The sequence below is a fragment of the Bartonella sp. CL70QHWL genome, assembly GCF_042194855.1.
GTDB lineage: Bacteria > Pseudomonadota > Alphaproteobacteria > Rhizobiales > Rhizobiaceae > Bartonella.
This window is the reverse complement of sequence record NZ_JBHINJ010000005.1, coordinates 88307-109415: the sequence shown is the minus strand read 5'-3', so window position 1 is coordinate 109415 and position 21109 is coordinate 88307. Positions and strand designations below refer to the sequence as shown.

Here is a 21109-nt window from a genome sequence, read left to right as displayed (position 1 = left end):
ATATTAAATGGATGCAGGTATTAATTTGAAGGTTCTTCCATATCGCAAATGTGTTGGGATTGTTATCTTTAATCATGACGGTAAAGTGTGGGTTGGGCGTCGTTTAATGATGCCCATTCATGCAGATATTGAAATATCTCATCGTTGGCAGCTTCCTCAAGGAGGGATTGATGAAGATGAAAAACCATTAGATGCAGCATATCGTGAACTTTATGAAGAAACGGGTATTCGATCTGTGAAGTTGATTAAAGAAGCACAAAATTGGTTCCATTATGATTTTCCACAAGAACTTATTGGGTGCACATTAACAAATAAATATCGTGGGCAAATACAAAAATGGTTTGCTTTCCAGTTTACAGGAAAGCTTTCTGAAATTGCGATTAATCCGCCACCAGATGGCAATAAAGCGGAATTCGATCAATGGAAATGGATTGATCTAGAAACCCTTCCGTTGATTGCTGTTTCTTTTAAAAAGCACGTTTATACGAAAGTTGTCAGCGAATTTCGAGGTAGCCTTAGACCATTATAAAAGCTATATGATTACGAGAAAGCTTTTTTTATTAAGATGCTTTATATTATAATAAATAATAAACATGTTTCTCTTTTATGTAAAGAACAGGAATATAAAATGAAAAAGTTATTTAATTTACTTATAGTTTTTACTCTCTTGAGTATTTCATCTGTTGCATTTGCAACAAGTTCAAAACCTCCTGCATCAAAAGATGCGGCAGCGACATTGCCAAATGGAGCTTCTTCTTTGACTGAAACCTACGGTTTGTGGACTATTAACTGTGGTATACAAGAAGGGAAAAGAATTTGTTTTATGCACCGTCAAGAAGTGAATGAGCAGGGGCGTGTTGTTGTGGCTATGGGCCTTACTCTCGATGCTGAGGGTGTTGTATCTGGTAATTTAACAGTTCCTTTTGGCATTTTGGTTTCTAAGCCTGTTCGTTTACAAGTTGATGAGGGAAAAGCTGTTATCGAAACCGGTATCCGGACTTGTGTACCAGCAGGTTGTGTGGTTCCTGTCGTTTTTGACAAAAATCACGTAGCAGCTTTACGTTCTGGAAAACAGTTAAAGTTGGCGATGACAATTGCTGCTGCAGGTGAACCAGCTTTGAATGATTTATTTGTTCAGCTAGATGGTTTTAGCAGTGCTCTTAATCGTTTGACTGCTTTGCAGAAATAATTTTAAAACTAAAAGCGGCCTTTAAAAGGCCGTTTTTAGTTTGTTTGTTTTTTATATATTAATAATTAAGACGATGAGATTTAAGATTAATCCTATAAGGGATATTCAGATTTTTTGCCGTTTCTTCTATTGTATGTTCTATTTTTAATTTTGATATTTGTTTTCTAACTGCATCGTCATTAAATAGAGAGATGAAGAATTTAGATATCTGGTTTTTATTCAAGAAAAAAGAGTATTGAAATATAAAACCATTTTTTGATACACAGACCTGCTTTAATGAAGGTTTTCTATACGCTCTTCTGTTTCCTTGATTGAAAGGGATGACGCATGATTTATGCATTGCTTCGAACGATTGATTTGATTTTTGAGATTTATATTGATATTTTAATCGCTAGTGTCATTTTTTCTTGGCTTTATGTCTTTAATATCATAAATTCACGCAATCGCTTTGTTGTTTTGATAGGAAGCTTTCTAGATCGTCTTACAAATCCCGTTCTAAGCCGTATCCGGAAAATTTTACCAAATTTGGGAACGATTGATATTTCACCTATTGTAGTGTTCATTATTATATATTTTATTCGTACTTTTATGTGGCGCGTTTACGCAAACATGTATGTATAGAAATATTACTTGAGGCGAATACATGTTTTATCAAGTTGATAAAAATAACTTGATTTTGTTTGTATATCTCATTCCAAAATCGTCTGTTGACAAAATAATAGGGATTGAATGTAGGGATGGTGAGAAACAATATCTGGTTATACGCCTTCGTGCTGTTCCTGAAGATGGAAAAGCGAATAAAGCTCTCATTAAATTTCTTGCCAAGCAATGGAGAATACCATCTTCTTCTATTTCTCTGAAAAACGGTGCAATATCTCGCTACAAACAACTTTACTTTTCAACACATTTAGAAGAGCTAAAGCAGATATGGCAATCCTTTAGAGATTGCATCTCGTAGAAAAAATAAAGAATAAAGCCTATTTTTAAATAGGCTTTATTTTATTAAAATCGTTATATTTTTTTATTGCGCTCAACAGCTTGCTTAATTAATTCATGCGCAAAGTTTTTATCACGCCATCCTTCAATTTTAGCCCATTTTCCAGGTTCCAGATCTTTGTAATGCTTGAAGAAATGTTCAATTTGTTTGAGTGTAATCTCGGGTAGATCTGTATAGTCATGAATATTGATATAGCGTTTTGTTAATTTTGTAGTGGGAATGGCAATAATTTTTTCATCTTTACCACCATCATCTTCCATCATTAGAGCTCCGATGGGGCGAACATTGATAACACAACCAGGCATAAGTGGACGGGTATTACAGATAAGGACATCAATAGGATCACCATCATCTGAAAGCGTATGAGGGACAAAACCGTAATTTCCAGGATAAACCATTGATGTATGAAGAAAACGGTCAACAAATAATGCACCAGACTTTTTATCCATCTCATATTTTATTGGTTGCCCACCAAGGGAGACTTCCACAATAACGTTAATATCTTCTGGTGGATTTTTGCCTACGGGTATTTCCTTAATATTCATAGAGACATCCTTTCTGGAATATAGTGAGGCTCAATACAATTAAATATTTTACCAAAGAGATTATGAAATTAACTTGAAATTGATGCACGTGTTTTTTCAAAACGTTTACGTTCATTAGGATCAAGATAGAGTTTGCGGAGACGAATATTTTTAGGGGTTACCTCCACAAGTTCATCATCTTGTATCCACGATAAGGCACGTTCTAATGTCATTTTAATGGGAGGCGTTAACTTTACGGCCTCATCTTTTCCAGAAGCGCGCATATTGGTGAGTTTTTTCCCTTTTAAGACATTGACTTCTAAGTCATTATCTCGTGAGTGGATGCCAATAATCATACCTTGATAGACTTTCACACCCGCATCGATGATCATAGGACCACGATCTTCAAGATTAAAAAGAGCATAAGCGACAGATTCACCGTTGTCATTTGAAATCATAACACCATTAACACGACCAGCAATGTCTCCTTTATAAGGTTCATAAGCATGGAAAAGGCGATTCATAATTGCTGTACCACGTGTGTCCGTTAAAAGTTCAGATTGATAACCAATGAGTCCTCGGGTTGGTGCATAAAAGACAAGGCGGACACGATTACCTCCAGAAGGACGTAATTCCACCATTTCGCCTTTACGTTCAGACATTTTTTGTACAACAGTACCGGAATATTCTTCATCAACATCGATAACAACTTCTTCGATTGGCTCAAGAGTTATTCCATTTTCATCTTTTTGCATAACAACACGTGGGCGTGAAACACTAAGTTCAAATCCTTCACGGCGCATATTTTCAATGAGAACTGCAAGCTGTAATTCTCCTCGTCCTGAAACGTAGAAAGAATCTTTATCGGCTGATTCTTCAATTTTAAGAGCGACATTGCCTTCTGCTTCTTTTAACAATCGGTCACGAATGACACGGCTTGTTACTTTATCGCCTTCAGTTCCAGCAAGGGGACTATCGTTGACGAGAAAACTCATAGTAACAGTAGGAGGATCAATTGGTTGGGCAGTAAGGGGTTCATTGACAGTAGGATCACAGAAAGTATCAGCTACGGTACCTTTTTGTAGACCTGCAATCGCAACAATATCACCAGCACTTCCTTCTTCAATAGGTTGCCGTTCTAAGCCACGAAACGCTAAAATTTTTGAAATACGCCCAGTTTCTAAAAGTTTTCCATCTTGTCCAAGAACTTTGACATTTTGATTGGGTTTTAGACAGCCAGAATGAATCCGCCCTGTAATAATTCGTCCCAAAAACGGATCCGCTTCAAGAATAGTTCCAATCATGCGAAACGGTCCTTCTGCTACACTAGGAGAAGGGACATGCTGCGTCACAAGATCAAATAAAGGACCTAATCCATGATCTTTTGGTCCTTCAGGGGCTTCAGCCATCCATCCATCGCGTCCAGATCCATAAAGAATAGGAAAATCAAGCTGTTCATCGGTTGCATCAAGAGCAGCGAAAAGGTCAAAAACCTCATTAATGACTTCATCAACGCGTGCATCCGGTCGGTCAATTTTATTAATAGCAACAATAGGGCGCAATCCTACTTTCAATGCTTTGCCAACGACAAATTTTGTTTGTGGCATTGGTCCTTCAGCAGCATCAACAAGTACAATGGCTCCATCAACCATATTGAGAATGCGTTCAACTTCTCCACCAAAGTCGGCGTGTCCTGGTGTATCAACAATATTAATTCGAGTATCTTTCCAAACAACAGATGTCACTTTCGCTAGGATTGTAATTCCGCGTTCTTTCTCAATATCGTTTGAATCCATCATACGTTCGCTTGTACGCTGATTATCACGGAAGTTTCCTGATTGCTTGAGAAGTCCGTCTACAAGCGTTGTTTTCCCATGGTCAACGTGGGCAATGATGGCAATGTTACGCAATTGCATAAATTTTCTTCTTTTCGTTTAATGAAATTTCATTTGAGGCAAAGTCTTTACATTCTTTGCCTGACTATTAAAAAACCTTTTACATGTTTTTTTATAGTTTTGGAAGATGGAGGCAATATTTTTATGACAAAACTATTTATCCAAGTCTTTAAGGCTCTATTAAGCTTCAATTGCTGGAGCTTCGTAAAAGGATTTTTATAGTGCGTATGTTCTATTCTCGAGCTAAGAATTATCCAAAAAATCACCGTCAACTTGATTTCTATCAATATGACACAAGGAGTTTATATGAGCTCTTGTAAGAGTAAGTAAGTATAAAGGTAGCCATATTATTGTTGTTGTTTTGCAAAGAGATTAATAAAAATCCGGAATATCTCTCAATCCATAGCCAATTTATTGACAACTGTACAACATTCTTATTCTAAATAAAGCTTTTTCTTATTCTATAACTTGTCAATCAAAATCCAGATCTAATGCAACCGTGTATTTGAGGTAAATATTGAGATGATTAAGAATTTTATAAGAAGTTCTAGCTTTTGTATGCCAGATTGGGGCAAGAGTTATATCTGTTTGATTTATTTATGAACCCGGAATACAGTCTTATTTAGAAAGAATATGAAGGCATCCAAAGAAAATTTCCATCTTTGCCGTTAATCCAATTTATGCTTTCAAAGGCATCTAAAGTAATATCTTTTAAACCATGGAGATAGTGCTTTGCCCCTCACACTTTTGTTAATCGTATTCTCTAATAGGAGCATGCTTTTCATGCCAAACAGAACACTTTAAACAGAATATACTTGTTGTTGTATATTCATGTACTTAAGAGAGATTGCTTAACGTATACTACATCCATTCCATGATAGGCTCATAAATGATATAATATACGCGAATAGTATACTATTAACGCCTTTGTGAAAAAATATAAAACTGTTGAGCATTATCATTCTTTCTCAGCTGTCAATATTGCGCCGGTTTTTGCTACGAGAAAGAAGATATAAGAAGTATTTTATTTTTTTCTTGAATAGTTTTTAGCCATACACCGATCTCGTTTGTGACTGGCAAGAAGATGACTTTAATCGATTTAATATGAGAAGCTTTATGATGAGGTAAATTTACGTTATTCGGAGCTGTTATTCAAAAAAAATAATAAATTATCTATGGAGCGGTGCGCTAGAAAATAAATAATAAAGCTTATTTTCTTATGGAAAGAATCTTAGGTTACATGACAAGATCTTTCCATAAGTAAGAGTTTTTACTTTACATGTTTAAAGAAGAGTTCCTGACAAAATGAGGGAAGCTACAGAAAAATAGATTATAATGCCCATGACATCTACTAAAGTTGCCACAAAAGGAGCAGAAGCACTTGCTGGATCAAATTTTAAACCTTTAAGAATAAAAGGCAACATAGATCCAGAAAGAGAACCAAAGGTAACGATTCCAACTAAAGCTGTACCCACTGTTGTCGAAATAGCAATCCAATGTTGTCCATAGTCGTAGATACCCAGTTTTTGCCAAAGAGCAATGCGCGTAACACCAATAATTCCTAGTAAGAGACCAAGGGATAGTCCTGTTGGAATTTCACGAATGATCACTTTCCACCAGTCTTTCAACGTGAGTTCACGTAAAGCCAATGCACGGATAATAAGGGATGTAGCTTGTGAGCCGGAATTTCCTCCTGAGCTCATAATGAGAGGTATGAACAGTGTAAGAATAATCGCTTTTTCGAGTTCTGTTTCGAAATGTTGCATAGCGCTTGCTGTCAGCATTTCACCGATAAAGAGTAAAGCGAGCCATCCGCCACGTTTTTTCATCATTTCAGGAAACTTAATTTGCATATAGGGCTTATTAAGCGCTTCCATACCCCCAAATTTATAGGCATCTTCATTCATCTCATCGACCATAGTATCAAGCACGTCATCAACGGTTACAATGCCAATGACATGGTTACTTTCATCAACTACAGGCACAGAGAGAAGATCATGGCGCTGGAAAAGGCGTGCGATATCTTCATGATGTGTGAAGGGCGATATTGTAATGGGCGAGTCATGGGTAGGGACATTAAGAATTAGTTCATCAGGTGAGGCAAGAATAAGGTTACGCAGGGAAACAGCTTTGAGAAGAGTACCTGTTTTAGGGTCAATTACATAGCTGGTATAAACTGTTTCACGTGTTCGCTCGACCTCACGGATGTGATCCAAAGTTTTTTGTATGGTCCAGTTTGAAGGAACGGCTATAAATTCTGTTGTCATCAGTGCCCCTGCTGTATGGTCAGGATAACTGGTGAGTTTTTTAAGTTCAGCGCGCGTTAAGGGGTTAAGCAAGGCATAAAGTCGTGTGCGGGTTTCTTTATCCATTTCTTGAAAGACGTCTGCAGCAGCATCGGCAGACATGCCATCAAGAATTTCAACAGCACGATTTATAGGGAGAAGTTCTAGGATGGCAGCAGGTTGCTCAAGCTCTGGTTTATCAAAAAGTTCGATAACATAATCAAGAGGCAGAAGACTAAGAATAGTTACACGTTCCATGATATCGAGGTCATTTATGATATCAATAGAGTCTGCAAAATGCTGGTTCTTTAACTTTTCAGCAAGAGCTTCAGGAGAAAAATTTTTGAAGTCGAAGGCCGTTTTGATTTCAGTCATGATAAAGTACCTCCTGAAGAGTTGGAGAGTTATAAATCTAGATAATAGATGAGATAAAAACAAAAGTTTATGGAAGATTTAAAAAAAACTCCCCAGCTATATTCCCAATTGTTAATATTTGAAGTAAAGTCAAGGGTGAATTATAAGTTATAAACAAGTTTCTGAATCACTAAAACGAGAATACAGCTTAATTTGAGGATAATATAAAAGCGTAAATGTAAAAATCAGTTCTGATTTTTACCATCATTTCTTTAATGCAGTTTTGTGATTTTCAAAAGAATCTACAGCAATATTTTGTAAAGAGTGGAGATTATGCCTTTCTCCAAGTGTTTTTGTTAATATGCAATTCTATTGTGATGTGTGAGCGAATAATCTTTATTGCTTCAATATAATATGGTTTAAAATGAAAGAACTTTGCGATTTTCAGGTTTTTTATTCAATAGCGTTTTGAAAGGTAGTTTTGAAACTCACGAGATAGTTTTAGTATGTTATCAATTTGTGTCGTAAAGATAATTGTTACAGTTTAAATTTATAATGGAGACATAAAGTATTATGGCAAAAGAAGCAGTGCTGGAGTGGAAGGGATTTTCATGTCTTCCTGATTTTTCTTCTATAAGTGATGAAGATTTTAAACCCGCTTTTGAACAGGCTCTTCAAGAAGCCGAAGAAGAACTAGAGGCGATTGCGATGGTGCAAGAACCACCAACGCTTGAGAATTTTTTACAGCCTTTTGAGCTTTGCGGCAAAGCGCTTGATCGTGTCTGTTCAATATTTTTCTTACGCACCAGTGCTCATACGAATGTATTAATTCAACAGCTAGAGCAAGAGTTCGTTGTAAAACTTTCTCGTTATTCTTCAAAAATGATGATGGATGCGCGGATATTTGCGAAAATAGATATGCTTTATAAACAGTCGCAGCTGGGCACATTTGAGAGTGAAACAACACGTGTTCTTGAATTATGGTGGAAAAAGTTTGTTTGTCATGGGGCAAAACTCGATGAAAAAGCTAAGAAACGGCTTTTGGAAATTAATGAAAGACTTGCTTTTTTAAATGCTACTTTTGGACAAAATGTCTTAAATGATGAAGCTGAATGGATTCTATTTTTAAAACAAACAGACTTATCTGGTTTACCGCAAGATCTCATTGCTTCAATGAAGGAAATTGCGTGTGAAAGAGGCAATGAAGAAGCGTATGCATTAACACTAGCACGTTCGATTGTTGAACCTTTTTTAAAATTCTCTGATCGTCGTGATTTGCGTGAGGTTGCATTCCAAGCTTGGGCTAAACGTGGTGAAAATAATAACAAGAATGATAATAAAACAATTATTGTAGAGATTGTTGCGCTTCGAGATGAGCAGGCTAAATTATTGGGATATAAATCTTTCGCAGATTTGAAGCTCGATAATACTATGGCTAAAAGTGTTGATTCCGTTATGGATTTGCTTATGCCTGTATGGGAGCGCGCAAGAGCGAAAGCTTCTACTGAGCAAATTGACTTACAAAATTTTGCCAACAATCAGGGCTGCAATGAATCTTTAGCTGCTTGGGATTGGCGTTATTATGCTGAAAAACTTCGTACTGAAAAACTTTCTTTCGATAGCGCGGAGATTAAATATTATTTTCAGCTTGATCGTATGATTAAAGCGGCTTTTAGGGTAGCAGAAAAACTCTTTGGCATTACATTTGAAGAAAAAAACGCTGTTACACTTTGGCATCCTGATGCACGTTTGTGGGAAGTAAAAAAGTCTGATGGAAGTCTACTTGGGCATTTTATTGGTGATTATTTTGCGCGTTCTTCAAAACGCTCCGGTGCGTGGATGAGTAGTTTGCAATCACAACATAAATTGGATGGCGGACAAAAGCCTATTATCTACAATGTTTGTAATTTTGCTAAACCGCCCAAAGGAGAAGTTGCTCTTTTATCACTTGATGATGCACGTACGCTTTTCCACGAATTTGGACATGCATTGCATGGTTTGCTTTCTGATGTCACATGGCCATCTGTGTCGGGAACATCTGTTGCACGTGATTTTGTTGAGCTACCTTCTCAACTTTACGAACATTGGTTAACCGTGCCAGAGATATTAAAATCTTATGCTATACATACAAAAACAGGCCATCCTATGCCACAAGAGTTGATAGATAAAGTTTTAGTAGCACAGACATTTAATGCAGGATTTTCTGCCGTTGAATTTATCTCATCAGCTTTAGTGGATATGGCTTTTCATCAAGGCGAAACAGTCACTGATCCAACAGTGTTTGAACGCCAAGAATTAGAAAAGCTGCAAATGCCTGACACAATTATTATGCGTCATCGTCCCCCACATTTTATGCATGTGTTTGCAGGGGATGGTTATGCATCTGGTTACTATTCTTATATGTGGTCGGAAGTTCTTGATGCAGATGCTTTTCAGGCTTTTGAAGAAACGGGAAATGTTTTTAATTCAGAGCTCGCTGATCTTTTAAAGCGTTGTATTTACTCCGCTGGAGGAAGTCGTGATCCAGAGGAGCTTTATAAAGCTTTTCGGGGACGGATGCCTTTACCAGAGGCAATGATTAACAAACGTGGACTATAAGATATAACGGTATGGTTAACACCATGCCGTTTTCATATTATTCGAAAGGTGCAGTTGCGAGTTATGCAAATTTCCTCTTCATTATAGCTCTGTAAACAGAGTTTTTTATCTTATTCGCTTTTTGTTTATAGAGGAAAACAGATTTTGTATTTTAAATAGACATTATGGGAAAGAAAAATCATCAGCTCGATCTTTTTGATGCCCATTTGGTGGAAACCATGATTTTTTTATAAAACTTGACTTTCTTTTGCCTAAAAGGTGAGTGTTTTGTTGTGCCATATCATCGAGGCTCATTGGAAGCTGACGCATAATTTTACTCCGCTCTTGATTCTCTGATTCTTGTATAAGTTTTTGAATAGCTTGATCGGTTGAGTAAGGATTTCCATGAGAAAAGGCATAAAAATTTAAAATATTTTTCAATGGCTTTTCTAAATAAGAGGCAAGTTTTTTCTTTCCTTCAGGGGTGAAATGCATGCCATTATTGGTGCGTAATTTGGTTATTTTCCCATTAATATCATAGCCTGAAAAAGAAAAATTTCCTTCTTCATCACTAAAGCCGCTCCAGATATCGAGAAAATACCCTCCTGCTGTTTCTGTTTCTTGTTTATAGAGCGCATTAAAAATTTTTATTTTTTGTGTCAAAAGATCATTTTCAAAAGAAGGTTGACCTATCCATATCCATGGTTTTCCAGAGGCATGAAGACTTTCAGCAATTTCGATAATTCTTTGTTTGTAGATGCGCATCCATTCTGACTGATCTGTGTTAATCATGTTATGAGAGTCTGTGATGGGTTGATTATCATTTGCACCGATCATCATGATAATAACATCGGGATTATTTTGATCAATGAGTTTAGAAATATTGCCTTGCCAAGAATAATAATCCGTTCGAACTAAGCCGGAAGCTGGTATTGTGTTGTTCATGATAACGATATCGCTATTATTTATAAAAGACTTCTTAAGTGCATCGGCAACAGCAGAAGCTGCAAAATCCCCTATGACAAGAATGCGCTTTGCATTCTCATTTTTTAGCTTTTGTATGTTTTTTTGTGTTACGATCTTTTTTTGCGGCTTGTCTATTTTTTGTTCTATAATTTGCGGTGGCTGCTGTGTCTGTTTGTTTTGTTGTGACAACCATTTGAAGAAGTTCGTTGCTTTACTTGGGGATGGCTGTAAGATCCCCACAATAGAAAGTGAAAACAGCAATAATGTCAAGTATATCAGGCGAAAAGAAGACAAAAATTTAGTCTCCCTTATTGTTTGCGAAGGAGAAAAAGCACTTGAGATGATGGATATCCATTTGCTTTTAGACCGTGACGCAGTTGAAAAGCTTTAATTGCTTTGCGAGAAGCTGTTCCGATTTTTCCATCAACATTCCCTTTATAATAGCCCAGTGCACTTAAGCGAGATTGTAGTTCTTTACATTCCTGGAAAGTAAGAGGTTGAAAAGGTCTTTGCCAATCATTTACCAATCCAGGATGTCCAGCAATGCGATCAGCAAGAAGGCCAACAGCAAACGCATAACGATCTGCATTATTATAATGTTTCAGAACAAAGAAATTTTTTGTGACTAAAAATATAGGTCCTTTTGCTCCATCTGGATATTTTAATATTGCTTGTTCAGCTGATGTAGGAAGAGGGTGCCCATTTGCGTGTTTTACACCTAATTTTTTCCATTGTTCAAAGGAATACCAGCCTTCAGGAAGGTTTTTCCCCTGCGGCACTTTTACCTCTACTCCCCAAATAAGATTAGGTTGCCAGCCATTTTTGTGGAGAAGGTTAGCAGCAGTAGCCAGAGCATCTGGAACAGAGTTCCAGATATCACGCCGTCCATCTTGGTCCATATCAACTGCATAGGCGAGATAACTGCTTGGAATAAATTGTGTATGCCCCAATGCACCGGCCCAAGATCCAGTGAGTTGAGAGCGTTTAATTTCGCCACTTTGTAGAATTTTCATAGCAGCAATCAGCTGTGTATATGCATATTTTGCACGTTTTTTATCAGCATAGGCTAAAGTTGCAAGAGAGCGAATGGTATCACGCATTACACTTTTATTGGCTAAAACCTTCCCATAGTTGCTTTCCATTGACCAAATAGCAAGCAGAATATTGCGATCAACACCAAAACGTTTTTCAATTTGAAGAAGCCATTTGTTCCATTTTTGAGTTTGGCGCCGTCCTTCCTCAATTGCAATATCATGGACACGATTATCGAAATAGTTCCATGAAGGAGCAACAAATTCCGGTTGGTATGCGGCGCTTTTTAGAACTTCTGGATCAATGGCATTAACACCTTTAAACGCCATATGAAACGTAGAGGGGCTAATATTGTGAGCAATAGCTATTTTTTTAAATTCTTTAATCCAGTGTTTAAATCCGCTATCAGCATATGAAAGGGATATAAAAAACATAAAAAAAGCAGAAAAAATAACGGCAGAGACAGTGAAAAGAGTTCTCCAAGTTATTGACTTCTCTAAAAAGAGAGTCTTCAATTCTGTTTTTTGCATTTTGAAATCCCCATTAATATTCAATTCATTAGATGTGCAATAACTTTATTTTGTATTTAGTTTAATCGATAATATGATCAAGAAGAGGAAAAAACTGAATAAATAATACGTTTTAATCCTTTCAATAAATTCTCAGACTCTTTTTACATTTTTATTATCCATTATAATGATAATCAAAACAATAAGATATCTTTTTTACCATTTCGTAAAAACATATGATAAATAAAACAAAAAAGTTATATGAATTCATTGAGGAGGGTGAGTGTGCGTAAAATCCGGAAAGCAGTATTCCCAGTAGCAGGTCTTGGGACGCGTTTCCTTCCTGCGACAAAAACGATTCCTAAAGAAATGCTAACAGTTGTTGATAAACCTGTTATTCAATATGTTGTGGATGAGGCGAGGGAAGCTGGTATTGAGCATTTTATTTTTGTGACTGGACGTAACAAAGCAGTCATTGAGGATTATTTTGATGCGCAAGTTGAATTATACACGACACTTGCTGAATGTGGAAAGAAAGAAGATCTCGCACACTTATACCGTTTACAGCCATTACCAGGGTCAACTTCTTTCACTCGGCAACAGCAACCTTTGGGATTAGGGCATGCTCTTTGGTGTGCGCGTGAATTAGTTGCAGGGGAACCTTTTGCTTTATTATTACCCGATATGTTGATACAGGCGAAAAAGGGCTGTCTTTCTGAAATGATGAGCCTTTATGAAAAGGTGGGTGGGGGAAATATTATAGCAGTTCAGGAATGCGATCCTAGAGAAACACATAAATATGGTATTGTTGGGAAAGGCAAACAGATTGCAAATGGTTTTGAAATCACAAAAATGGTAGAGAAACCAGTACAAGGAACGGCACCATCAAATTTGTACATCAATGGACGTTATATTTTGCAGCCAGAAATTTTTAATATTCTTTCTACTCAAGAACGGGGAACAGGAAATGAAATTCAATTAACAGATGCTATGATACGGCTTTCAAATGAGCAAGATTTTTGGGGTTTGCAAGTAAAAGGGCGCACTTTTGATTGCGGTTCTAAAGCTGGTTTTATTGAAGCCAACGTTGCATTTTCTTTGGCACGCGCTGATATGCACAGCCACGTTTCTGCCTCATTGAAAAATTTACTGGAAACCATTAATGTTGAAAAATAATATAGATCTCTCACTTAATTTTATTGATCGAATTTGATTATGATAATACCGTCTCCTCATATGGCTTTGCAGGGTGCTGTTGTATCAGCGCTTAAAACACTTGCCAGTGAAAAGCAGGGGCTTGAAGCCCTTGAAAAAGCTCTTCTGGAAAGTCTTTCTTCTTCTTTTGAAGCGGCTGTTCAAACTATTAGAAATGCTCGTGGACATGTGGTCATTACTGGTCTTGGAAAAAGTGGTCATATAGGGACAAAAATTGCAGCAACCTTAGCCTCAACTGGAACACCTGCCTTTTTTGTTCACGCTGCAGAAGCCAATCATGGTGATCTTGGTATGATTGGATCTGATGATGTTATTCTTGCTTTATCATGGTCTGGTGAAACTCAAGAGTTAAGTGGTATTATGAGTTATGCGGCGCGTTTTCGTATTCCCCTTATTGCGATGACATCAAGTAAGCACTCTGTGTTAGGACGACAAGCTGATATTGTGCTATTATTACCAAAGATAGAAGAGGCTTGCCCCCATGGTTTAGCCCCTACAACTTCAACAATTATGCAATTGGCAATGGGAGATGCATTAGCGGTTTCTCTTTTAGAAATGCGTGGTTTTACCGCAACGGATTTCAAAATATATCATCCTGGTGGTTCTCTTGGTGCAAGCCTTAAATACGTGTGTGATATTATGCATGAGGGTGATAATATTCCTTTGGTAATGCAGGGAACATCTATGACTGAAGCGATGAATGTTTTGGTGGAAAAACATTTTGGTTGTGTTGGTGTTGTGAATCAAGAAGGTGAACTAATCGGAATTGTAACTGATGGCGACCTTGCACGTAACATTCATTTTAATTTATCAAAATTTAATGTTGACGAGGTGATGACCAAAGCTCCTAAAGTTGTAAAGCCAAATACACTTGTTGGTGCAGCAACAGCTTTTATTAATGATCATCAGATTGGTGCATTTTTCGTGGTTGAAGATAAAAAACCGATAGGAATTGTCCATTTTCATGATCTTTTGCGCATTGGCGCTGCTTAGATTAAGCTTCCTTATCAAATAAAATGTTATTTTAGGTTGAAATAGATTGCAGGATACAAAGTTACAATTTTATTGTAGGTGGCTTTACTGATATTTTGTGGAAGAAAATGATTATTTTACGCATTTCATAATGTTTAGAAAATTCTCAGGGTAAAGATTATACCAGCCTCTTTGCGTATTTTAGAGAGGATTTTCTATCAGGAGGAGAACGGATCGCCTCCTGCTTAATGTGTGTGCTCCCTCTGTTCTTAAGAGAGGTTTCCCTTGTACTTTGTTAAGATTTCCGCTTAAGGAAAAACTGTGCTCCTGTATGTGAGGTGCAGAGAAGTTGTGTGGCGTCATATGACATTGTACAATTGACTCTAGAAATTGTTCCACGGAGAATAGAGCGTATTTCAATTTCTATATTTTGGGCATTGAGATAATTATATGCCCCTTCTGATAGTTTTTCTTCTGTATCTGCTGCACGCGTTTCAAAAACACCATTGTGGAAAGAAGAAATAATACCATTCTCATCAACCCATTTTCCATCAATTCCAGTTGGCATATTTGAATTATAATATTGCGAAAATTTACAGGCACTTAACAGCAAGGCGGTGATTGTAAGACATAAAATATGAAAGGTATGTTTCATTTATTGCACTCTATTTAGATTATTTTCTCTCGAGTTTCTATAACATTATTAAATTACCCCATGAGTCAATATGAAAAATTTAATGAAAATCAATGAAAAAGCAAAAAAATGGAAAAAAATGCCTTAATGTTGTATTTAATTGATAGCTTGATGAAGTTTGTAAGTGAAACACAAGAGGTGAAATATTTCTTATGGTTTACAACAATTTTGATATTAAGCTGCTGAGTAGTCTCAAAGGAGATTATTGACATTATGGTTGGTCCCATTCTTGTTGCGAGTGAAGATTATGGAAGACGTATAGAACTTTCTGCTATGCTGAGAGGTTTTGGTTATCGTGTCATTGAAGCAGAAAATGGTCTCCGTACGATTGATCTTTTACACAGGCGTAAAAACATTGTGCTTGCACTCCTTGATGTCGTTATGAGTGATTTGAGTGTGAGCGATTTGATTAAAATGATTAGAGTTGCTGGTGTTTCTGTTCCTATTGTCGTTATAGCACAACAAGAGAATCAGCATTTACTCCAGAAAGCTTTAACAGCTGGAGCTATTGATTATTGGATCCATCCAGTAACATTATTACGCGTAAGAGTTACTTTGGATATTCTTGCTCTTATTTCTGCCTTGGAGCATGAGGTTCGAGATATTCGGCGAAAAAAAGAGAATCATTTACGGTTTTCTGATCTTTGCGTAAAAAGTAGAGCTATGCAGATAGTGTTAGAACAATCGAGACAAGCAGCAACTTCTTTACAGAATCTTTTGATAGAGGGGGAAGCTGGAACAGGACGTGAGACATTAGCTCGGATTATTCATCATGAGGGATTATTTTCGGAGGGTGTTTTTGTTCGCTTTCAATGTTCAGCCATCGTTGATCCAGAAGAAGAAAATCAGCAGTGGTTTAAAGAATTCCTACCATTGGTTTCTTCTCTTGAAAAAGGGACACTTTGCCTTTGTGATATTGATCGACTTGAGCCCATACAGCAAAAACGGTTTGCTCATTACCTTAAAGAGAGGGAAAGGGATACAAAAGGAGGATTTTTCCCTTTTCGGATCATTGCTATTTCAACATCGCGTTTAAAGGACTTGGTTAATGAGAACTTTTTTTTGCATAGTTTGTTTGAACAATTTTCTCACTTGTCTATTAGCGTCCCTGCTTTACGAGAATTAAGGGATGATTTTCCAGAGATTACACAACGTTTGATTGATCGCATTATCACAGAAACAGGGCGATCACATGTCCATGGTTTAGCAGGCTCTGCTCTTTCCTTGCTTATGCAGTATGATTGGCCTGGCAATAGAAATGAGCTTGAAACCTTTTTATTTCGTGCGATTTTACTCAGTGAAGGACCGTTATTAACTGTTCGAGATTTTCCGCAATTAATGGGAAATTCATTAATGAATGTTCCCAATATCATTGAGGGTAATATACAAGAAGATAATGAACAAGAATCGATAAAATTTTTGAATACTGATGGGCATGTGCGTACTTTTGCAGAGATGGAACATGATATTATAGAGAAAGCGATTAAACATTATAAAGGACATATGAGTGAGATTGCGCGCCGCCTTCATATTGGTCGCTCTACACTTTATAGAAAAATGGAAGAATTGAGAGCAATAAGAAATCAAGAACGAAAGTAAAATTCATAACAAATTTCTCTTCATGACAAGCATGAGTTTCAAAAAAATAGAGTGGATTTTGATAAAGTTCGTGGGGGAAGCTTAAGAAAACAATTATTTATTGTAAAATTTATCTATAGAGGATGATTTTGTAGATTTAAATCAAATATAAATTTTATGTGATTATTTTAATCGTTTGTTTCAATTTATACAATTTTAGTTAAGTTTACATTTATTAAAACAGAGAAGCATTTTTAAAAACTTTTAAATACTACCGCTAAAATTTTTGTATCATCAATATTAAATTTATACTCTCTTAAGCAAGAAGTGGCATTTTATCTGCTATACGATTAAGATAAAGTGATTAGTGTTATCGTTTGCATTACGGATGATGTGATAGTTTAAAATAGAAAGTTTATCCTCTTTGACTCTTTTACAGATTGTTATTGGTTTTGTCCTCTTTTTTTTTATTGCATCTATGTTGGCAATCTACACCTATGGGCGTTTTGTGAAAAATGCTAGGGGGCAGTGTTCTTATGCGTTACCTATTCAGAAAGATGAAACTAAGCTTGATCGTATCGTCAGTCAATTAGCTGAGGAAGAAAATGGATTGGGGATTGATAAAGATGCCCTTTCCCTCATTATCAGCAATTTGGATGCGTTTTGTGTTCGTGCAATAGGAGCTGCAGAGGCTGGGCGTAGCCTTGATCTGATGTATTATATTTGGGACGATGATTTAACGGGGCGCCTATTATTAAGTGAAATAGTTGAGGCAGCAGATCGGGGTGTTCGGGTACGGCTTCTTTTGGATGATATTAATGCTCAGGCACGTGATCCAGCTTATATTGCGCTAGATAAACATCCTCATATTGAGGTGAGAATGTTTAATCCAGGGCGATCTCGTAAAGGTGGTTTACGCCGTGGTTTAGAAATTATATTACGGGCAATTACCGTAACACGTAGAATGCATAATAAAGCTTTTATTGTTGATGGCAGGGTCGCTTTTGTAGGAGGACGTAATCTTGCAGATTCTTATTTTGATGCTGGTAAAGAATCCCATTTTCGAGATTTAGATTTGATGTTAATCGGTCCCTCTGTTAAAAAGGTAGAAAGTATCTTTGATGATTTTTGGAATAGTGCTGTTGTTTTGCCAATTCATACTTTGGTTGTTCCTAAAAGCGCAAGTGATCTTAGCTATTGGAAAGATAAATTACGAAAGTTTCGTGATTCCAAGGTTGCAAAAGTTTATTTAGATTATGTCAAAGAGCACATTAACTTTAATTGTTTTATCCAAACAGGAAAGCGGTTATTTTTAGCAGACAAAGTTGTTGTTCTTTCTGACCCTCCAGAAAAAGCATTGCGTAAAAAAGCAAGCAATTGGCTTATGAAGGCACTTTCAAAGGTTATTGGAAATGCCCAAAAAACGGTTCAGATTACGTCACCTTATTTTGTTCCTGGTAAGGTTGGCACGCAGAATTTTAGTAATTTGGTTTCAAAGGGTGTTGATGTCAAAATTCTGACAAATTCTTTAGCAGCTACTGATGTAGCATTAGTGCATGGTGGTTATGTACCGTATCGTAAGGCATTGTTGAAAAGTGGTGTTAATCTTTATGAATTAAAAGCGGAAGGCAATACTCATGGGTTACGATTGTTTCGATCGAGTAAGGCAAGTTTACATGCCAAAGCTTTTTTAATTGATCGTAAAACAGCTTTTATTGGATCTTTAAATTTTGATCCAAGATCAGCATCATTAAATACAGAAATGGGCATTCTTTTTGAATGTGCTCCCATTACAGCAAGATTAGATTTGTTGTTTTCTGAAGAAACCACAGGGGAAATGAGCTATCATCTGCGTCTTGGTGATAATAATCGTATTTATTGGGATTTTATTGAAAATGAAAAAAAATATAGCATTGACTATGATCCAGAAAGCAATTTTTGGCGTCGCGCATTTGCAAAAATAATAAGTTGGTTACCTATTGAATCACAATTGTAAATTTTTATAAACCACACTTAAAAAAATATTTTATTTTTCTTTTCATTTTGTTTGTAGCATGGCATAATTTTTTGCCAATCTACCATGTATGAGAACCGCAGTTGTATTTTAAAGCTCCTTGCGGTGTTTTATTATAAAAGGAATTTTGCTATGGCAAAGATTGTTGAAACGGGGACAGGTGCATTGGCACTGACTTTTGATGATGTACTTTTACAACCCGGTCATTCTCTTGTTATGCCTAGTCAAGTGGATCTCAGTACGCGCATTGCAGCGGATATTAAGCTCAATTTGCCATTGCTTTCTGCGGCAATGGATACGGTAACAGAATCGCGTTTGGCTATTGCGATGGCTCAAGCTGGTGGTCTTGGGGTTATTCATCGTAATATGTCTCCTGCAGAGCAGGCAGAAGAGGTCCGCCAAGTAAAAAAGTTTGAATCTGGTATGGTTGTTAATCCAGTCACCATTGGACCAGATGCAACACTTGAAGAAGCAAAATCTTTGATGCGCTCTCATGGTATTTCCGGTATTCCGGTTGTTGAAAATGGTGCTAAAGGTGAAACTGCTGGACGGCTTGTTGGCATTTTGACAAATAGGGATGTGCGTTTTGCATCGGATCCCAAACAAAAAATTTATGAATTAATGACGCATGAAAATTTAATCACAGTGCGTGAAAATGTTCAACTCAATGAAGCAAAGTATCTTTTACACCATCATCGTATTGAAAAATTATTAGTTGTGGATGAACAGAATCGTTGTGTCGGACTGATAACAGTTAAGGATATTGAAAAAGCAAAATTAAATCCAAACGCTGCCAAAGATTCGCAAGGTCGCTTGCGTGTTGCAGCTGCAAGTAGTGTAGGGGACGATGGGTTTGAGCGGGCTGAACGATTAATTGATGCAGGTGTTGATATTCTAGTGATTGATACTGCACATGGACATTCTCAGCGTGTATTAGACACAGTTGAGCGTATTAAAAAAATGACGTTTTCTCCAGCCATTATTGCTGGTAATGTCGCAACTCCGCAAGCAACACAGGCTTTGATTGACAGTGGTGCGGATGCTATAAAAGTTGGTATTGGTCCTGGTTCTATTTGCACAACGCGAATTGTTGCAGGTGTTGGTGTTCCTCAGCTTGCAGCCATTATGAGTGCGGCAGAAATTGCTGATAAGGTCGGTATTCCCGTTATTGCTGATGGGGGGATAAAAGCTTCGGGTGATTTTGCTAAAGCCTTAGCAGGTGGGGCTTGTGCTGCTATGATTGGCTCTCTTTTAGCGGGTACAGAAGAAAGCCCTGGTGAAGTTTATCTATATCAAGGACGATCCTTTAAAGCTTATCGCGGCATGGGATCTGTTGGTGCTATGGCACGAGGATCGGCAGATCGCTATTTTCAAGATGATGTTCGTGATGAACTTAAGTTGGTTCCTGAGGGTGTAGAGGGGCAGGTGGCTTATAAAGGTCCTATAGCATCAGTTCTACATCAGCTTGCTGGTGGACTTCGTGCTTCGATGGGGTATGTTGGAGCAAAAGATCTTGTAGAGTTTCGTGAAAAAGCAACGTTTGTACGTATTACGAATGCGGGACTCCATGAAAGTCATACGCATGATGTTTCTATCACACGAGAGAGTCCAAATTATCGTGGGCCAGTTTAAAGATACAAGATCCTAATGTCATATTGCATAAATATAAAATCTTCCGAGAATAAGAAAGAGAGACTGCGCTTTTTTCTGTTTGTAATTTGGTGTAATAATCCCAAAAAGGAAAGAATTAGAGGTCAAAACTCTAATTCTTTCTGTTAAGACTATATGAAATAAGTTATATAAAATTAGAATTAACTTTTTGTTGTCTTCCGTCCAGTCTTTGACGCACGTTGGCGAGTGTTTGTCTGATCACTTTGGATGGATTTCTTTCCGTTGTTTGAGGGCATTGTATTATGACGGCTTTTAGACGAAGTTGTTTTTCCATTATTATAAGTCATTATTTTCTCCTTTTAAATTGTCTGGCAGTTGCCATTAGAGTAAAAACGGTCATGCCAAATAGTGGTTCCAAGCATTTTCTAAAAAGTTAATTTTTTGTTGAACGTAAGATGAAATTGTTTAATTTTATGAGAAGACTTTTTCTATTTTTTCAGCAGGATAGCCGTACAAAGATGGGAGATATTTGATTTTTTCGTAATGCATGGCGGAAATAAGTTCTTTATGGATGGCTACGTATCTTTTAGGATAAGAGGTAGAAGGATAAAAAGCGAATGGGCAGAAGATGAAAGGAAAAATCTAGATACTCTAAATTGGATTTTATAAAAAAGTATGATCAGATCATTTTAATATT

At 36.9% G+C, this 21109-nt stretch carries 17 protein-coding genes; 10 read left to right on the top strand and 7 right to left on the bottom strand.

All coding sequences use genetic code 11. The annotated features are described in order from the left end of the window. Positions 1–7 precede the first annotated feature (7 nt). From ACFIJZ_RS03875 to ACFIJZ_RS03860, 4 genes are all read left to right on the top strand, one after another. Positions 8–529 carry an RNA pyrophosphohydrolase gene (locus tag ACFIJZ_RS03875; protein ID WP_273790633.1) on the top strand — a complete coding sequence of 174 codons (522 nt, stop codon included), beginning with the start codon at positions 8–10 and terminating at the stop codon, positions 527–529. Positions 530–628: 99 nt separating this feature from the next. Further along, positions 629–1189: an invasion associated locus B family protein gene (locus tag ACFIJZ_RS03870; protein WP_273790632.1), complete on the top strand. Its 561-nt coding sequence runs from the start codon at positions 629–631 to the stop codon at positions 1187–1189. A gap of 327 nt (positions 1190–1516) precedes the next feature. Further along, positions 1517–1810, top strand: a complete 294-nt coding sequence (locus ACFIJZ_RS03865) for a YggT family protein (protein WP_273790631.1) — start codon at positions 1517–1519, stop codon at positions 1808–1810. Positions 1811–1832: 22 nt separating this feature from the next. Next, a complete protein-coding gene (locus ACFIJZ_RS03860) occupies positions 1833–2147 on the top strand; it encodes a DUF167 domain-containing protein (protein ID WP_273790630.1) in 315 nt (104 codons plus the stop codon). Between the two features lie 53 nt (positions 2148–2200). Here the strand turns inward: ACFIJZ_RS03860 and ppa are convergent, their stop codons facing one another. The 3 genes from ppa to mgtE all read right to left on the bottom strand — a co-directional run bounded on the left by ppa (position 2201) and on the right by mgtE (position 7265). After that, entirely contained in the window at positions 2201–2731 is a 531-nt protein-coding gene (gene ppa / locus ACFIJZ_RS03855; RefSeq protein ID WP_273790629.1) for an inorganic diphosphatase, read from the bottom strand. A gap of 68 nt (positions 2732–2799) precedes the next feature. After that, a complete protein-coding gene (gene typA, locus ACFIJZ_RS03850) occupies positions 2800–4626 on the bottom strand; it encodes a translational GTPase TypA (RefSeq protein WP_273790628.1) in 1827 nt (608 codons plus the stop codon). Positions 4627–5888: 1262 nt separating this feature from the next. Next, positions 5889–7265, bottom strand: a complete 1377-nt coding sequence (gene mgtE, locus ACFIJZ_RS03845) for a magnesium transporter (RefSeq protein WP_375622953.1) — start codon at positions 7263–7265, stop codon at positions 5889–5891. A gap of 552 nt (positions 7266–7817) precedes the next feature. On the opposite strand from mgtE, the gene ACFIJZ_RS03840 reads away from it, so the two are divergent. Beyond that, positions 7818–9842, top strand: a complete 2025-nt coding sequence (locus ACFIJZ_RS03840) for a M3 family metallopeptidase (RefSeq protein ID WP_375631099.1) — start codon at positions 7818–7820, stop codon at positions 9840–9842. A 162-nt stretch (positions 9843–10004) separates the two neighbouring features. Here the strand turns inward: ACFIJZ_RS03840 and ACFIJZ_RS03835 are convergent, their stop codons facing one another. Next, on the bottom strand, positions 10005–11081 hold the full coding sequence (locus ACFIJZ_RS03835) for an SGNH family hydrolase (RefSeq protein WP_375631098.1): 1077 nt from the start codon (positions 11079–11081) through the stop codon (positions 10005–10007). Between the two features lie 14 nt (positions 11082–11095). Continuing rightward, the gene (locus ACFIJZ_RS03830) at positions 11096–12349 is read right to left on the bottom strand and encodes a lytic murein transglycosylase (RefSeq protein ID WP_375631097.1); all 1254 of its coding nucleotides are present in this window, start codon (positions 12347–12349) and stop codon (positions 11096–11098) included. Between the two features lie 264 nt (positions 12350–12613). Between ACFIJZ_RS03830 and ACFIJZ_RS03825 the strand changes: the two genes are divergently transcribed. Both ACFIJZ_RS03825 and ACFIJZ_RS03820 read left to right on the top strand, forming a co-directional pair. Next, the gene (locus ACFIJZ_RS03825; protein WP_375631096.1) at positions 12614–13504 is read left to right on the top strand and encodes a UTP--glucose-1-phosphate uridylyltransferase; all 891 of its coding nucleotides are present in this window, start codon (positions 12614–12616) and stop codon (positions 13502–13504) included. A 39-nt stretch (positions 13505–13543) separates the two neighbouring features. After that, a complete protein-coding gene (locus ACFIJZ_RS03820; RefSeq protein WP_273790622.1) occupies positions 13544–14536 on the top strand; it encodes an SIS domain-containing protein in 993 nt (330 codons plus the stop codon). 274 nt (positions 14537–14810) lie between these two features. Here the strand turns inward: ACFIJZ_RS03820 and ACFIJZ_RS03815 are convergent, their stop codons facing one another. Continuing rightward, complete coding sequence (locus ACFIJZ_RS03815; protein ID WP_375631095.1) at positions 14811–15170, bottom strand: hypothetical protein; 360 nt, start codon at positions 15168–15170, stop codon at positions 14811–14813. Positions 15171–15422: 252 nt separating this feature from the next. Between ACFIJZ_RS03815 and ACFIJZ_RS03810 the strand changes: the two genes are divergently transcribed. From ACFIJZ_RS03810 to guaB, 3 genes are all read left to right on the top strand, one after another. Next, positions 15423–16808, top strand: coding sequence for a sigma-54-dependent transcriptional regulator (locus tag ACFIJZ_RS03810; RefSeq protein ID WP_375631094.1), 1386 nt, complete (start codon positions 15423–15425; stop codon positions 16806–16808). A gap of 403 nt (positions 16809–17211) precedes the next feature. After that, the gene (locus ACFIJZ_RS03805; protein ID WP_375631093.1) at positions 17212–18783 is read left to right on the top strand and encodes a phospholipase D family protein; all 1572 of its coding nucleotides are present in this window, start codon (positions 17212–17214) and stop codon (positions 18781–18783) included. A gap of 150 nt (positions 18784–18933) precedes the next feature. Beyond that, positions 18934–20433 (top strand): IMP dehydrogenase, encoded by a 1500-nt coding sequence (gene guaB, locus ACFIJZ_RS03800; RefSeq protein WP_273790618.1) that lies wholly within the window; start codon positions 18934–18936, stop codon positions 20431–20433. Between the two features lie 179 nt (positions 20434–20612). Here guaB and ACFIJZ_RS03795 read toward each other — a convergent pair whose 3' ends face one another. Next, positions 20613–20759: a hypothetical protein gene (locus ACFIJZ_RS03795; RefSeq protein WP_375631092.1), complete on the bottom strand. Its 147-nt coding sequence runs from the start codon at positions 20757–20759 to the stop codon at positions 20613–20615. Positions 20760–21109 lie beyond the last annotated feature (350 nt).